The sequence below is a fragment of the Arthrobacter humicola genome (assembly GCF_039531445.1).
Classification (GTDB): domain Bacteria; phylum Actinomycetota; class Actinomycetes; order Actinomycetales; family Micrococcaceae; genus Arthrobacter; species Arthrobacter humicola.
In genome coordinates, this window is record NZ_BAAAQB010000008.1 from 167,816 (window position 1) to 183,002 (window position 15,187).

At 68.4% G+C, this 15,187-nt stretch carries 16 protein-coding genes; 9 read left to right on the forward strand and 7 right to left on the reverse strand.

From position 1 onward, the window contains the following. Positions 1-27 precede the first annotated feature (27 nt). Together mshD and ABD243_RS03385 are read right to left on the reverse strand one after the other, a co-directional pair. The gene (mshD, locus tag ABD243_RS03380) at positions 28-999 is read right to left on the reverse strand and encodes a mycothiol synthase (RefSeq protein WP_344362069.1); all 972 of its coding nucleotides are present in this window, start codon (positions 997-999) and stop codon (positions 28-30) included. Positions 1,000-1,269: 270 nt separating this feature from the next. Continuing rightward, positions 1,270-1,968, reverse strand: coding sequence for a winged helix-turn-helix transcriptional regulator (locus tag ABD243_RS03385; RefSeq protein ID WP_091251927.1), 699 nt, complete (start codon positions 1,966-1,968; stop codon positions 1,270-1,272). Between the two features lie 245 nt (positions 1,969-2,213). On the opposite strand from ABD243_RS03385, the gene ABD243_RS03390 reads away from it, so the two are divergent. From ABD243_RS03390 to ABD243_RS03420, 7 genes are all read left to right on the forward strand, one after another. Beyond that, positions 2,214-2,948 (forward strand): permease, encoded by a 735-nt coding sequence (locus ABD243_RS03390; protein WP_344362116.1) that lies wholly within the window; start codon positions 2,214-2,216, stop codon positions 2,946-2,948. Between the two features lie 172 nt (positions 2,949-3,120). After that, the gene (locus tag ABD243_RS03395; RefSeq protein ID WP_344362073.1) at positions 3,121-3,738 is read left to right on the forward strand and encodes a nitrobindin family protein; all 618 of its coding nucleotides are present in this window, start codon (positions 3,121-3,123) and stop codon (positions 3,736-3,738) included. A gap of 53 nt (positions 3,739-3,791) precedes the next feature. Next, positions 3,792-4,535 carry a flavodoxin family protein gene (locus tag ABD243_RS03400; protein ID WP_344362075.1) on the forward strand — a complete coding sequence of 248 codons (744 nt, stop codon included), beginning with the start codon at positions 3,792-3,794 and terminating at the stop codon, positions 4,533-4,535. A gap of 105 nt (positions 4,536-4,640) precedes the next feature. Next, positions 4,641-5,723 carry a CAF17-like 4Fe-4S cluster assembly/insertion protein YgfZ gene (gene ygfZ, locus ABD243_RS03405; protein WP_344362077.1) on the forward strand — a complete coding sequence of 361 codons (1,083 nt, stop codon included), beginning with the start codon at positions 4,641-4,643 and terminating at the stop codon, positions 5,721-5,723. Then, entirely contained in the window at positions 5,720-6,157 is a 438-nt protein-coding gene (locus tag ABD243_RS03410) for an ankyrin repeat domain-containing protein (protein ID WP_344362079.1), read from the forward strand. The genes ygfZ and ABD243_RS03410 overlap by 4 nt, the downstream gene beginning before the upstream one ends. 190 nt (positions 6,158-6,347) lie before the next feature. Further along, entirely contained in the window at positions 6,348-6,911 is a 564-nt protein-coding gene (locus ABD243_RS03415; RefSeq protein ID WP_344362083.1) for a PadR family transcriptional regulator, read from the forward strand. 82 nt (positions 6,912-6,993) lie between these two features. Then, a complete protein-coding gene (locus ABD243_RS03420) occupies positions 6,994-8,580 on the forward strand; it encodes a DHA2 family efflux MFS transporter permease subunit (protein ID WP_344362085.1) in 1,587 nt (528 codons plus the stop codon). Positions 8,581-8,597: 17 nt separating this feature from the next. On the opposite strand, the gene ABD243_RS03425 is transcribed toward ABD243_RS03420, so the two are convergent. The 5 genes from ABD243_RS03425 to ABD243_RS03445 all read right to left on the reverse strand — a co-directional run bounded on the left by ABD243_RS03425 (position 8,598) and on the right by ABD243_RS03445 (position 12,822). Beyond that, positions 8,598-9,308: a GNAT family N-acetyltransferase gene (locus tag ABD243_RS03425; RefSeq protein WP_344362087.1), complete on the reverse strand. Its 711-nt coding sequence runs from the start codon at positions 9,306-9,308 to the stop codon at positions 8,598-8,600. 80 nt (positions 9,309-9,388) lie between these two features. Continuing rightward, complete coding sequence (locus ABD243_RS03430; RefSeq protein WP_091251945.1) at positions 9,389-10,414, reverse strand: 6-phosphofructokinase; 1,026 nt, start codon at positions 10,412-10,414, stop codon at positions 9,389-9,391. Positions 10,415-10,571: 157 nt separating this feature from the next. Further along, complete coding sequence (locus ABD243_RS03435) at positions 10,572-10,826, reverse strand: PspC domain-containing protein (RefSeq protein WP_116765114.1); 255 nt, start codon at positions 10,824-10,826, stop codon at positions 10,572-10,574. 3 nt (positions 10,827-10,829) lie between these two features. Next, positions 10,830-11,093 (reverse strand): hypothetical protein, encoded by a 264-nt coding sequence (locus ABD243_RS03440; RefSeq protein ID WP_344362091.1) that lies wholly within the window; start codon positions 11,091-11,093, stop codon positions 10,830-10,832. 1 nt (position 11,094) lies between these two features. Then, entirely contained in the window at positions 11,095-12,822 is a 1,728-nt protein-coding gene (locus ABD243_RS03445) for a PspC domain-containing protein (protein WP_344362093.1), read from the reverse strand. A gap of 124 nt (positions 12,823-12,946) precedes the next feature. Between ABD243_RS03445 and ABD243_RS03450 the strand changes: the two genes are divergently transcribed. Further along, entirely contained in the window at positions 12,947-14,341 is a 1,395-nt protein-coding gene (locus tag ABD243_RS03450; RefSeq protein ID WP_344362095.1) for an ATP-binding protein, read from the forward strand. Between the two features lie 80 nt (positions 14,342-14,421). Further along, the gene (locus ABD243_RS03455; protein ID WP_116765110.1) at positions 14,422-15,054 is read left to right on the forward strand and encodes a LuxR C-terminal-related transcriptional regulator; all 633 of its coding nucleotides are present in this window, start codon (positions 14,422-14,424) and stop codon (positions 15,052-15,054) included. The last annotated feature ends 133 nt before the right edge of the window (positions 15,055-15,187 follow it).

A 15,187-nucleotide genomic window follows, 5' to 3' on the forward strand; every position in this document is an offset into this window, starting at 1 on the left:
CCGCGGGGGCTGATGAGGGTAGCGGGATTACTGCTGCGGGAGCGGCGCGTACATGACGTCCACATCCCAGCGGGTGAAGCCGAGCCGGCGGTAGAGTGCGACGGCGGGGGCGTTGTCGGCGTCGACGTAGAGCATGACGGCGCGGAGCCCGAGGCCCTGCAGGTGCTTGATGCCGGCAACAGTGAGGGCCTTGCCCAGTCCGGAACCCTGGGCCTCCGGGGCCACGCCCACCACATAGACCTCCCCGATCGCCGGGTGGTCCCCGTGCCGGGGGTGCACCTTGGTCCAATGGAACCCGAGGATCCGGTCCGCCGGGTCCACGGCCAAGAGGAAGCCTGCCGGATCAAACCACGGCTCGGCCATGCGGGCGTCCAGATCGGCGCGCGTCATGTTGCCCTGCTCCGGGTGATGGGCGAAAGCGGCCTTGTTGGCGGCCAGCCATGCGTCCTCGTCCCGGCCGGGCACGAAGGCCCGGAGCCGGACGCCGTCCGGGAGCCCTGCCTCCGGCAGCTCCGCCGCCGCCGTCATGAGCCGCATTTTCCACAGTTCGCGGACGGCGCCGTAGCCGTAGCGGGCCGCCAGGTCCGCGGCGGCCTCGTGGTTTCCGTGCGACCAGGCGTTGAGGCCCGCGAAGCCGCGGACGTTCTTCAGTTCCCCCACCAGGCGGTCGCCGACGCCCTGGTTGCGGTAGCTGGGATGGACCGCGACCTCGAGGACCCCGGTTCCGTCGGGTTCTTCGATGACGACGGCGACGCCGGCCAGGTCCTGCGCCGTCGCGGGGTCGGACTCGTCGTCCGCGGCGTACAGCGCCAGGGCCAGCACCGAATGCTCGCCGGGGTCGGCGGCGCGCAGCGTTACGAGGGTCTGTTCGGAGAGTGGCGGATTGCCGTCGGACTCTTCCGCGGCGGCGACAAGGGCCGCGACGTCCCGCAGCAGGCCGCCGTCGACGGTTCCTTTGACAGTAAGTACAGGCCAGTTTTCCGGGTGCGCAGGGCTCATGGTGCAAGGCTATCGGGCGCAGGGCCGCCGGCGGCCGATTTTGTCGAACTCCGCACGGCAACGTATAGTCGATATCTCGTCCGGCGTTGAGCCGGATGCGAGGGGGATCCACCACTGGGGTGGCCTCGATACGTTCGACCCGTATGTCCTCCACTGACAGACCGAAGGCCCTGGACTCATTCGTCCGGGGCCTTCGGTCTTTGTGGCGGCGTTTGAGCGCCCCTATATTGTGCGCCTGTAGTTGCTGGGTGCCGGCCCGGTCAAGCCTGCTCAGGCCTCGGTGAGCTCGTCCTCGGGCTGCCGGACCAGGGTCAGGCGGTACCCGACGTTGCGGACGGTGCTGATCAGGTTCTCGTGGTCGGCGCCCAGTTTGGCCCGGAGCCGACGGACGTGGACGTCCACGGTGCGGGTGCCGCCGTAGTAGTCGTAGCCCCAGACTTCGGTCAGCAGCTGCTGGCGGGTGAAAACCCGGCCGGGGTGCTGGGCCAGGTATTTCAGGAGTTCGAATTCCTTGAAGGTCAGGTTGAGCGCGGCGCCGTTGACCCGCGCGGTGTAGCTGGCCTCGTCAATTACGACGCCGGCGGCCCGGATTTCGGTCGGGGCGTCGTCCTGCTCGGGGACGGCGCGGGCGACGCCGAGGCGGATCCGGGCTTCGACCTCGGCCGGGCCGGCGGATTCGAGGAGGATGTCGTCCACGGCCCACGCCGAGGAGACGGCGGCCATGCCGCCCTCGGTGAGGATCAGCATCAGGGGGGCGCTGAGGCCGGTTGCTTTGAGCAGCTGGGTGAGGGAACGTGCGCCGACCAGGTCTTTGCGGGCGTCCAGCAGGACGATGTCACAGGGGTCGGTCTCGAGCAGGGCGGTGGGCTCGGCAGGAAGGATATGCACCCGGTGGTTCAATAGTTCCAGAGCAGGCAGGACGTCCACGGATGTTCCGGTGCTGTTCGTCAATAGCAGGATGTGCGACATTGTTCCTCCAAGGGGTGTCCGCGCATCATTGGGCGTCTGTGTTGCTGATCATGAGTATACCTAAAGGCCCCTTTCCGGCCATGGTCCCGTCACCTCCGGCCGGTCCGTTTGCGACACATAGCGTTCATATAGGGCAGGATTGAACCGTTAGGGCCCGCGGCCCGTGGAAATTGAGCCGAGTCGAATTGGGGTCCGCAGTGAGCGAAGGTACAGCCATGGCGGGTCTGCCGAGGGCGAGTAGACCAGTGAAGCTGTGGAGCGTCGGGATCATCGGCCTGGCCGGTCTCGCGGCCGTAGTTGCCGGCGCCTACTCCTCGCCCGAGGTCCTCCTCGCCGTCGCTGCCGTCACCGCCGCCGGCATCGGCATCGGCTGGCCCTATTTTCTCGGCATCCCCGCCAAGAAAACCCTCGCAGCCCTGATCGGCCTGCCCGGTGTCGGGGCGGCGGTGGCCGCGACATACCTTCCGGCCCCCGGCTTCCTGGACTGGACGCCGTCGTTCATTGCGGTGGGGGTCATGGCCATCTTCGTCATGCAGCTGCTCCGGGGTACCGGCCAGGCCCAGCGACTCGAATCCACGCTGGGCTCGTGCGCGGGTGTCCTGCTGTCCTGCCTGGGCGCCGGCTGGATTGCGGATTCGCGCTTCAACGGGGTCCGGGAGATGCTCCTCGTGGCTGCCATTAGCGCTGCGGTCGCCTTGCTGGCAGGGCTGATCCGCTGGCCTGACCGGATCGTGGCACCGCTGGGCATCATCAGCGCCGGGCTCGCCGGGCCGCTGGCCGGCCTCGTGTTCTCCGATATCGCAGTGCTGCCGGCCGCCCTGGCCGGCGTCGTCGTGGGGGCGGTGCTGGTGAGTTTTCGCCGCCTCGTCATCCTCAGCGGTGAGGGCTTGACGATCCTGGCGGCCGTGGGAATGGGGCTTGGCCCGGTGTCGGCGGTCGGTTCCTTGGCCTACTTCATAGACAAACTACTCATCTTCTAAGCGTTAGGATGGCATCATGTCCGTACTTGCATATGAGATCTTCTTCCTTGTCCTGCTCGGCGTGGCCAGCCTGTCCATGGCGTGGTTTGCCGGCTTTGTCGTCTACCGCCTCTTCAAAGGCCAGAAGTAACCCGATACTTTCCAGTCACCGTAGTTTCCAGAGGTAGTTGCTGTGCCGATTGAAATTCCTACAGATCTGACGCCCGAAATCGTTCCGCTGTCCTGGCTCATTGGTGAGTGGGAGGGCCGTGGCCGGCTGGGGGCCGGGGACGAGGACTCAGAGCACTTCCTGCAGCATGTCTCATTCACGCACAACGGCCTGCCGTACCTGCAGTACCGCGCCGAAAGCTGGCTGACCGACGACGAGGGGACCACGTTGCGTCCCCTGACGGTCGAGACCGGCTTCTGGGCGCTGGAGCGCAAGCAGCGCGAGGAAGACGGCGGCCCCGGCCTGATCCCGGCGGATATCGTCCCCGTGCTCAAGAGCGCCGACGAGGTCGAGGCCCTGCGCAACAGCGACGGCGGCTTCGACATCTCGGTGTCCATCGCCCACCCCGGCGGGATCTCGGAGCTCTACTACGGCCAGATCAAGGGGCCCCAGATCCAGCTCAGCACCGATATGGTGATGCGCGGCAGCCACTCCAAGGAGTACACGGCGGCCACCCGGATCTTCGGCCTCGTGGACGGGAACCTGCTGTGGCGCTGGGACGTGGCCACCGGCAAGGATTCCTCGTCCGGTAGCGGCGGCCTGGAAGCCCATGCATCGGCCATCCTCGCGAAAGTAAGCTGAATACACGGTCTCACTGATTTTTCCGTTGTCCGTATCGACCAGGGAGAAACACCGTGACTGACGATGTCACCAGCACCAGCAGCGACGCCGGTAGCACCAGCTACGCCGACCTTAGGGCCGTGTACTTCAACGGGACCCTCAAGAAATCCCCGGACGTGTCCAACACCCAGGGCCTGATCGAGGTGAGCCGCCGGATCATGGAGAAGCAGGGCGTCACCACCCGCGTGATCCGCACCGTGGACCACGACATCGCCAGCGGCGTCTATCCGGATATGCGCGAGCACGGCTGGGCCACCGACGAATGGCCGGACCTCTACCCGGCCGTCCTGGAGGCGGATATCGTCGTCGTTGCCGGGCCCATCTGGCTCGGGGACAACTCCTCGCAGACCAAGAAGCTCATCGAGCGCCTCTACGCCCACTCCGGGCAGCTGAACGCCAAGGGCCAGTGGGCCTACTATCCGAAAGTGGGCGGCTGCCTCATCACCGGCAATGAGGACGGCATCAAGCACTGCGCCATGAACGTCCTGTACAGCCTTCAGCACATCGGGTTCACCATCCCGCCGCAGGCCGACGCTGGCTGGATCGGTCCCGTCGGACCGGGGCCGAGCTATCTTGACGAGCGGTCCGGGGGCCCGGAGAGCGATTTCACCAACCGCAACACCACCTTCATGACCTGGAACATGCTGCACCTGGCCCGGATGCTCAAGGACGCCGGCGGCATCCCCGCTTACGGCAACCTCCCCGACGTCTGGAAGGCCGGCACCCGGTTCGACTTCGAAAATCCGGAATACCGCTAACCCCGCACGTGACTCCGCTCGGCGGACCTGGCGCCGGAAGCTGGGCCGGCAGTGCCGGCCTGCCGGTGACGGAATACGCACACACCAAAGGACGTTCCTTTCAATATGACTATCACAAGCCCTCTGTTGTCGCGCCCGGCCGCTGTCGAGGCCGGCGGTGCCGACGCCGGCGTCGCCGCCCACTACGGTGAGCCGCTGCGGGAGCAGCGGGCGCTGGCTGCCGGCAGCGCCGTCGTCGATCTCTCACACCGCGGCGTGGTGACCGTCACGGGACCGGACCGGCTCAGCTGGCTCAACACCCTGTCCTCGCAGCAGCTCACCGGCCTGGCCCCGGGCCAGTCCACCGAACTGCTGCTGCTCAGCGTCCAGGGCCGGATCGAATTTGACGCCCGGGTGGTGGACGACGGCGCCACCACCTGGCTGATCGTCGAAGGAGCCGAGGCGGCACCGCTCGCCGAATGGCTCACCAAGATGAAGTTCATGCTCCGCGTCGAGGTCGCCGACGTCTCGGCGGACTGGGCCGTACTCGGGTCCACCCGCCGGATCGAAGAGTGGGCGCAGCTCCTGGTCTGGGAGGACCCGTGGCCGCACGTGGGCGCCGGCGGCTACTCCTACGCGGTGGTGGGTGAGGACGCCCATCCCGGCCTGGAACGGCCGTGGTTCGAGTATCTCGTCCCCGCGGCTGACCTTGCCGCCACGGTCGGAGACCGGCCCCTCGCCGGCACCCTTGCGGCCGAGGCGCTCCGGATCGCCGCGTGGCGTCCCCGCTGGGGTGCGGAAACCGACGACAAAACCATTCCGCACGAGCTTGACCTCGTCCGCACCGCCGTGCACCTGTCCAAGGGCTGCTACAAGGGCCAGGAGACAGTCGCCCGCGTCCACAACCTGGGCCACCCGCCGCGGCGGCTCGTGTTCCTCCAGCTCGACGGCTCCCAGCACACCCTGCCCGCCGCCGGCAGCGAAGTCCGCGCCGGCGACCGCAAGGTGGGCGCCGTGACCTCGGTGGCGCAGCACTACGAAATGGGCCCGGTGGCCCTTGCTGTCATCAAACGCTCCGTCGCCGCGGACGAGGTCCTGACCGTCGTCGACGGCGACGAGCCCTACGCCGCAGCCCAGGAACTCATTGTGGCGCCCGACGCAGGCCAGGTCGTGGGCCGTCAGACCGGCTTCCTGCGGGGCACCCGATGAGCGCCGAGTCTCCGTTGAACGGGTCAGCACAGAACGGGTCGGCACCCAACGAGTCCGCGTCCGACGACGAGACGCTGGCGCTCGCCCACACGCTGTTCGATGCGGCCCGCGAAGGCAACTCCGGAGTGCTGGGTGCCTACCTGGCGGCCGGCGCCCCGGCCACGCTGACCAATGCCTCCGGTGACTCGCTGGTCATGCTGGCGGCCTACCACGGCCACGCCGCCACGGTCCGGCTGATCCTGGAGCACGGCGGCGACGCCAACACGCCCAATGACCGCGGCCAGACACCGCTGGCCGGCGCCGTCTTCAAGGGCTACACCGACGTCGCCCGCGAGCTGCTGGAGGCCGGGGCCGACCCCGACGCCGGCACCCCCTCCGCGCGGGCCGCCGCGCAGATGTTTGCCCGGACTGACATCCTGGCCCTCCTCGGCTGACGAAGGCCCGGCGGGCCGGCCTCCTGGCCGGCCCGCCGGGGACCGCGCCAGGTTCGGGGCGGGGACCGCGCCAGGTTCGGGGCGCGGCTGGTGCCGGGGCAGTGGGGCAAGGGACGATTGCACCCGATTATTCCACGTGGAATAATCGTTGCGGAGTACAAGCACTGCAGAACGAAGAGGACACCGCACCATGGCCCGGGGAACCGCATTGACACCGTTGGGTCTCGCCGCGCTCTCCCTGCTCGTGGAAGAGCCGATGCATCCCTACGAGATGTACCAGCTTCTGATCGCCCGGCACGAGGACCGGCTGGTCAAGGTCCGGCCCGGAACGCTCTATCACGCGGTCGGGCGGCTGGAGGAACAGGGCCTCGTCGCTGCCACGGGAACGGACCGGGAAGGCAACCGCCCGGAACGCACCACGTACACCATCTCGGCCGCCGGCCGCGAAGCGTTCACGGCGCGCATTCGGGACATGCTCGCCGCCCCGGTCAACGAATACCCGTCCTTCCCGCTGGCCATTTCCGAGGCCTACAACCTGCCGGCCGACGTCGTCGTCGGACTCCTGGACCGGCGGCTCACGGCACTGCAGGAGCAGCTTGAGTACTTGGAGTCCGGCGAAGAGTTGCTCCGGACGAAGGGCGTAGAGCGCAAGTACTGGGTCGATATCCAGTACCAGCAGAGCATGCTGCAGGCCGAAATCGCCTGGATCCGCGGCTTTCAGGACCAGCTCCGCTCCGGCGAACTGCCGTGGTGAGGCCCGTGCAGTACATCACGCCGGACCCCGGCCACCCCCATCTTTGCCCATCCAGCATTCACACCAGCCCCTAAGGAACCCCATGGAAAACGTAGCCCGGCCATGGCCGGCACTCTGGTCCCTGGTGATCGGCTTCTTCATGATCCTGATCGACACCACCATCGTCTCGGTGGCCAACCCGAGCATCATGGCGGGCCTGAACACTGACATCAACTCGGTCATTTGGGTCACCAGCGGCTATCTGCTGGCATACGCCGTGCCCCTGCTCATCACGGGCCGGCTTGGCGACCGCTTCGGACCGAAAAAGCTCTACCTCTCCGGACTGGTCGTCTTCACCCTGGCATCGCTGTGGTGCGGCCTCTCCGGGGATGTCCAGACCCTCATTGCAGCCCGTGTGGTCCAGGGCCTCGGCGCGGCCATGATGACGCCGCAGACCATGGCCGTCATCACCCGGATCTTCCCGCCAGACCGCCGCGGAGCGGCCATGGGCATCTGGGGTGCCACCGCAGGCGTCGCCACCCTGGTCGGCCCGATCCTCGGAGGCGTCCTGGTGGACGGCCTCGGCTGGGAGTGGATCTTCTTCATCAACGTCCCGGTCGGGATTGCCGGCTTCATCCTTGCCATGCGCTTCGTCCCCACGCTGAGCACCCACCCGCACAAGTTCGACATTCCCGGCGTCCTGCTCAGTGCCCTCGGACTCTTTCTCGTCGTCTTCGGCATCCAGGAGGGCGAGAAGTACGATTGGGGCACCATAACCGGACCCATCACCGTCTGGGGCCTGATCATCAGCGGCATCGCCGTGCTGGTCGTCTTCGTCCTGTGGCAGAAATTCAACACCGGTGAACCGCTGCTGCCCCTGTCCCTCTTCAAGGACCGCAACTTCTCGCTCGCCAATATTGCGATCACCACGGTGGGCTTCACCGTCACGGCGTTCACCCTGCCCCTGATTTTCTACTACCAGATTGTCCGCGGCCTGACCCCCACCGAGTCGGCGCTCATGATGGTGCCGATGGCGTTGATCTCCGGCGGCCTCGCACCGGTTGTGGGCCGGATCATCGACAAGGTCAACCCGAAATTCATCACCGCGAGCGGCCTGGTCCTGATGTCTGTGGCGCTGTTCTGGAACGCCCTCCTCATGCACCCGGACACGCCCATCTGGCTGTTCCTGCTCCCGAGCGCCGTGCTGGGCTTCGCCAATGCAGGCATCTGGGCCCCGTTGAGCTCCACCGCCACGCGCAACCTGCCACCGCGGCAGGCCGGGGCCGGCTCGGGCGTCTACAACACCACCCGCCAGATCGGTGCCGTGCTTGGCAGCGCCGCCATCGCCGTCCTCATCCAGGCCCGGCTGGCCGCCGAGCTTCCCGCCCGTCCCGGAGCAAGCCCGGACGCCAGTCCCATGGGCTTCGGGGGCGCCTTGCCCGAGCCGCTCCATGAGGGGTTCTCGACGGCGATGGGCCAGTCCATCCTGCTCCCGGCGGCCGTAATCCTGCTCGGCGCAGCCGTGGTCCTCTTCTTCGCCAAACCCAAGCCGGTCCAGGGCTGGGGCGAGGCGGCTCCCGCCGCCGCAGGCACTGCTCCTGCTGTGCCGGACGCAGCACGCACAGCTGCGGAGTCAGACGCGGCACCGGCTGCCGGGGCCACGGACCAGGCGGCCGCAGAGCGCCGCTGACCCGGCCGGCATCCGGATCAGCCCAGCAGCACGCTGGTCTGGATGCCGCCCGCGGAGAAGCCCAGGCTCCGGGCCAGCGCCAGCGAGCCCTTGTTGCTGACCTCCGAGCGCCACTGCAACGTCAGTCCGGCGGCGAGGGCCTCGTGGGCGGCGATCGAAGCCGCCAGTTTGCCCAGCCCGCGGCGCCGCCACTCCGGTGCCACCAGTACGCCCATGTGCGCCAGGAGCCCCTCCCACTCGCCGTACGCGCCGCAGGCCACGGGTGTCCGGCGCCCGTCTTGGACATGCATCACCGTGAAGCGGTGTTCGAGGCCCGCCAGGCCCACCTCGTTGACGTCGTCGGGCGGGCAGAACGTCTCCAGCTCGATCGCCTCGGGGTTCCCGTGCGAGACCGTCAGTTCCTCGGACGGCTGCTGCAAGGGGAGGTCGTCGGCGAAGAAGAGTGCCGCGGCGCCAAGCCCGTGGCCGCCGTGGCCCCGGGTGATGGTCAGGAGCGTCACGTGCTGGGCCAGCTCCTCGTCGGCGAGACCGGCCGCGGCGTCCAGAGCCCATTGCGGGCCCACCAAAGCCGAGTTGCCGAACAGGCGGACGAACTGCACGGACCGGGCCGACTCATCGGCCCGGGTGAGGCGCTCACCCGCGGCGGCCGCGAAGGCGCCGTCGTCGAACCCCAAACGGCGCGCCCATGCCAGCTGGACGATTTCGGCGGAACCGGGCTCAAGAGTCATGAATCCACCCTACCCACCGCAGGCGGGCGCCCCGGCCGCATCGTGCCGTGCGCGCCTCCGGGCCGCTTGTCCGAAGTGGTTTATCCGAAGAGGACGGCGGCCTCGTCGTAGCGGCTCTGCGGGACGGACTTGAGGTTGCCGAGCGCGGCGTCGAAGCCGACGTGCACAATGTCGGTGCCGTGCAGCGAAACCATCGTGCCCCAGCGCTTTTCCACCACGGAGTCGATGGCCGCCATGCCCAGGCGGGTGGCCAGGACGCGGTCGAACGCGGTCGGGACGCCACCGCGCTGGATGTGGCCCAGAACCGTGGCGCGGGTTTCGATTCCGGTGCGGGCTTCGAGTTCCGGGGCCAGCATCTCGGCGATGCCGCCGAGGCGCGGGCGGCCAAAGGTGTCCAGGCCGCGCTCCGAATGCGGGGACTCCTGGCCTTCAGGGACGAATCCCTCGGCGACGACCACCAGCGGTGCGCGGCCGCGGTCGCGGGCGGAGACAACCCATTCGGCGATCTGTTCCATGGAGGCCTTCTGCTCCGGGATCAGGATGGCGTGGGCGCCCGAGGCCATGCCGGCGTGCAGGGCGATCCAGCCCACATGCCGGCCCATAACCTCCGCAATCATGCAGCGGTGGTGGGATTCCCCGGTGGTGCGCAGCCGGTCGATCGCCTCGGTGGCGATCTCCACGGCGGTGTCGAAGCCGAAGGTGTAGTCCGTGGCATCGAGGTCGTTGTCGACCGTCTTGGGCACGCCCACGATCTTGAGACCGGCGTCGGTGAGCCGCTTCGCCGCGGCCAGGGTGCCTTCGCCGCCGATGGCAATGATCGCGTCGATCCCGAGCCGGTCCATGTTGGCCTTGATGACCTCGGGACCGCCGCCGTTCTCGAACGGGTTGGTACGGGACGTGCCGAGGATGGTGCCGCCCTGCTTGGCGATGCCGCGGACCATGGTGCGGGGAATCTCGACGATGTCCCCCTCGACAACGCCGCGCCAGCCATCCCGGAATCCCACGAACTGCTGGCCGTGGACGGCGATGCCCTTGAGGACGGCGCCACGGATGACGGCGTTCAGTCCGGGGCAGTCTCCGCCGCTGGTGAGGATTCCAATTTTCATATCTTGGCTCAAATCCTGGTTTGAAGGGGTACAGGCAGAGCGCCACGCTGAGCTCACCTAGAGTCTAGTAGCGCGTGTGGGGCAGGACACAAACGGTTACAAACGGGTGCCCCTGCCGTGAAGGCAGGGGCACCCGTTCGCGCTGATGCCGACGCCGCTAGCGGCGCGAGGAACGCTTCGCCAGGAAAGTTTCCAGGATGATGGCGTTGCGCTGGTCCGGAAGGAGCAGCCACGCCGCGAGGTACACCACGAAGGCCGGGCCGGGGAGCAGGCTTACCAGCAGGTAGGCGATCCGGACAAAGGCGACGTCCACATTGAGTTTGGCGGCAATTCCGCCGCAGACGCCGCCAAGCCAGCGCTGCGGACCACGTTTCAGGCCGAAGCCCCGGATGGTGCTGAAGAATTTATCCATGGTTCAAGACTTCCCTGTTGTTGGATTATTGTCACGCCTGCGGGCCGAGAGAAGGCCGCCGATTATCAGCGCGGCACCGGCGCCAATCATCAGGCCGATCAGGACATAGGTGCCGTTCAGGGCCACGATGCCCAGCCGGGAGATGATGAGCAGCGCGGCAAGGGCCACCACTGTGAGCCCCCACACCACTGTGCCCACCCGGGCCGGGGAATTCGCCTCTTCCGGCGCCGGTCCGGCGCCGTCCGCGGAGTCGTCATAGCTGCTCATGTCAGTTGCCTTCCTTGATGGTCACGTTGCTGACGGTGCCGGAGATCTGGACGACCAGCCGGGCGCCCGGCTTGGAGGTGTTGTAGTCGCTCTGTTGGTTCATCATGCCGCCGTGGTCCTGGTTGCCTTCGTGCAGGTTTCCCATGGTCATGTCCGCCTGGATCTGCACGGGGACTGTGTCCGGGATGACGACGGTCACGTTGCTTGCCGTCGCGTCGATCGGAACAACGACGTCGGAGCCCAGCGGGGGATTGAGCGCCAGCTTGGTCAGGTCCACGGTTCCGGCGCCGCCGGTGATTTCGAAGCCGCCGCGGGCCTGTTGAATGCTGGACGGCGTCCAGTCGGCATTCTGGAACCGGAACCGGTCGCCGTGCGGGACCACGCTGAAGATTCCGCCGATCAGCAGGGCCACGACGGCGAAGAAGCTCAGGATCCCCGAGGTCCGGCCCCGCAAACCTGTAATCAGGATCCCGAGTCCCAGGATGGCCGCCCCGATGGCCCAGACCAGAGCGTTGCCGGAATCGCCAAGATTGATCACGTGGGCGGCGTCGAGGGCCTTGATGCCGCCTCCCACCAGGAGTGCGGCGCCGACGGTGATGGCGACAGCCGGAGTGCCCGGGCCCGGGTTGCGTCGCCGGGCTGGAGGCATCGGCGGCACTCCTGCCCCCGGGCCGTAGCCGCCGGGCGGAACGGAATTGGGGGGAACAAGGCCGGGCCCGGCGGAGCCGGGCAGGGTGGTGCCCGACGGCGGCGGACCCCAGGCCGGGCCGGCCGCGGAGACTCCGGGGTCGCCGTCGTGCTGGCCATAGGCCGGTGCGGGACCCGCCCGGAAGCCCCCGGCTGATCGCTGCCCGGCGCCCGCGCTACCGGTGCCCGCCAACGTTGCGGCGCCGGCCGGGCTGCTGGATTCGTACCGGGAGGGCGTGGGAATGGCTCCGTTGCGGGTCTTGTTGCGCTGGGTCAGGTAGTAGACGAGGTAGATCGCGCCGCCCACCCAGAAGACGGTCCAGGCGAAGGCGCCAAAGCCGTAGCGGTTCCAGCCCCAGACGCCGGCGCCCAGGCTGGGGAAGCCGATAACTGCGGTGATAAGGGCGCCGGTCATCCCGGCAGTCCACCGGCCTGCGCCGGCCTCCTGGACGTGAATGCGGCCGTCGGGTTCTGGCAGCAGTGCCCACGCCAGGCCGTAGGCGAGCACGCCAACTCCGGCGAACACGGTCAGGACGATCAGGACGCCGCGAATAATCAGGGGGTCGACGCCGAGCCGTTGGGCTATGCCGCTGGCCACGCCGCCGATCCACCGGTCGCGTCCGCGGTAAATACCCTGGCTGCGGATCCAGTCGAAGAAGTTCTGCGGCTGGCGCCCCGGCAGCTGCCCGTCCAAGTCCGGCCCGTACTGCGACGGGCCCCCCTGCGGGGGAGTCGCGCCGGTGTACGGGGGCGGGCCAGAGTACGACGGCGGGCCGTAGGGCCCGTCCGGGTCGCCGGCCCGGTAGAGCCGTGGCGGCTCCGGCAGGGGCTCGGAACCGGCGGGCGCGGAACCGGCGGGCGCGGAACCGGCGGGCTCGGAACCTGCGGGCTCAGCGGAGGGCTGCCCGGGAACGGGTTGGCCGTCGGCGGGAAGGCCCGTGGCGGGCTCGGCTGGGACGGGAAGGTCCGGGCCTGGTTGATTCGTAGGCTGCCGGTCTGCGGAGGACCGGTCTTCATCAGGGTGCGGGGTGTGCGGGTTCATACTTCGATCCTTCCCGCTTCCGGTGCCGCGCTCTACTGGGGAACACCCTGAATGGTCCCTGAGCTGCCCCCGGTTAGGCCCGCAAACACGTCCGGGGACCCCCGATCCGTGCTTGGATTGAAGCATGACAACCCCGCCCGTCCGCCCGCCGCTGGTCCGCAGCAGCGACCGCGTGATCGCCGGCGTTTGCGCGGGCCTCGCCAACCACCTGGGCTGGCCGGTCCGCATGGTCAGAATCGGTATGCTGGTGGCCGCGCTCGCAGGCGGCGCCGGGGTGGCCTTCTACGGCTGGCTCTGGATCATGGTTCCCACAGCGGATGAAAGCGCCAGGCGCAGTGCCCGCCGTCCGGCGTCGCCCATCGCTCCGGCAGTAAGTGCCCCGGATATGCCCGGCACCCCCGAGATCCCCGGCACCCCCGGGGTTCCCGGCTCCCCGGAGAGCGCCGGGAGTGCAGAAGCCGCCGGCCGCGCGGGGCAGGGGTCCTGGCGGTCCAAGGTGCCCGGCATGCCCTTCGGCAAGGAGATCCTGCTCGGCGCCGGCCTGCTGCTGGCCGCCGGAATCCTGATCGCCCGGCTCCTCGGTGTTGATGTACCTTTGGGCACCCTGATTCCGGTCGCGGCGATTCTGGGCGGCGCTGCAATCGCCTGGATGCAACTGGATGAGACCCGCCGGGCGGGGCTCGTGGACAAGACCAAGGCGGATCAGGCCGGCGGCTGGGCACGGCTCGCAGCCGGGCTCGCCCTCGTGGTGGCCGGCGTACTGGTGATGGTGTCCGGCTCCGGGTCGTGGGAAGCGACCTGGCTGGCGCTCCTGGCCTCGGTGGCGGTGCTCGGCGGCGTGGCCCTGGTGCTGCTGCCCTGGGGGTTGAAGTTCTGGCGTGACCTGGAAACCGAGCGTGCGGGGCGTGTCCGCGCCACCGAGCGCGCCGAGATCGCCGCCCACCTCCATGACTCCGTACTCCAGACCCTCGCCCTGATCCAGCGCCGTGCCGGCAATGAGCACGACGTCATCCGGCTCGCCCGTGCCCAGGAGCGGGAGCTGCGGGGCTGGCTGTACCGGGATGCCGACAAGGAATCCGGCCAGCTGTCCGAGGGCATCGAGGCCGCCGCCGCGGAGGTCGAAGACACCCTCGGACACGCTGTCGAAGTGGTCAGCGTGGGCGACTGCGTCATGACCCAACGCCACGAGGCCCTCGTCCAGGCGGCCCGTGAAGCCATGCTCAATGCCGCCCGTCACGGCGGCGGCACCGTCTCCGTCTACCTTGAAGTCACCGACGACGCCGCGGAAGTCTTCGTCAAGGACCGGGGGCCGGGCTTCGACCCGGAGTCGGTTCCCCCGGACCGGCTCGGCGTGCGCGAATCGATCATCGGGCGGATGAACCGCCACGGCGGCACCGCCGCCATCATCAGCAGCCCGGACGGCACCGAAGTGCGGCTGCGGCTGCCCGTCACCGCCGCCGCATCTGCCGGAACTGCCGCGGCTGCCGCCAACAACAGCAATGGAGAGGCCAAACCGTGACCATCCCAGCCCCGGGAGACCCCGTAACCGGTAACCCGGCACCAGTGAACCCCGCAGCCGGGAACCCATCCCCGATCCGCGTGGTGATCGTGGACGACCACGCCATCTTCCGCTCCGGGTTGAAGGCGGACCTGGACCCGGACATCGTCGTCGCGGGCGAGGCCGGCACCGTGGAAGAGGCAATTGCCGTCATCGCAGCCCGGCGTCCCGACGTCGTGCTGCTGGACGTCCACCTTCCAGGTGGCCGCGGTGGCGGCGGCCGTGAGGTTCTGGCCGGCTCGGCGCCGCTGCTGGCCACCACACGGTTCCTGGCGCTGAGTGTTTCCGATGCGGCGGAAGATGTGGTGTCCGTGATCCGGGCGGGCGCGCGCGGCTATGTCACCAAGACGATTTCCGGGCCGGAGATCAGCGGCGCCGTCCGCCGCGTGGCGGGCGGCGACGCCGTCTTCTCGCCTCGGCTGGCAGGCTTCGTCCTGGACGCGTTCGGCACGGCCCCGGCGGACATTGCCGACGACGAACTGGACAGGCTTTCGGCGCGGGAGCTCGAGGTGATGCGCCTCATCGCCCGCGGCTACAGCTACAAGGAGGTGGCCAAGGAACTGTTCATCTCGATCAAGACAGTCGAAACCCACGTCTCGGCCGTGCTGCGCAAACTCCAGCTCTCCAGCCGCCACGAGCTGACCCGCTGGGCCGCCGAGCGCCGCCTCCTTTAACCCAAGGATGCGCTATCACTTGTGGTTGCCTCGCCGGGGGCAAAGTCATATGGTCGCTGCAACGCTCTGATTGATGGAGCGTTTGATGGTCAATGTGTTTTCCCTGGATGCGCGTACTGAGTTCTTTGATCTG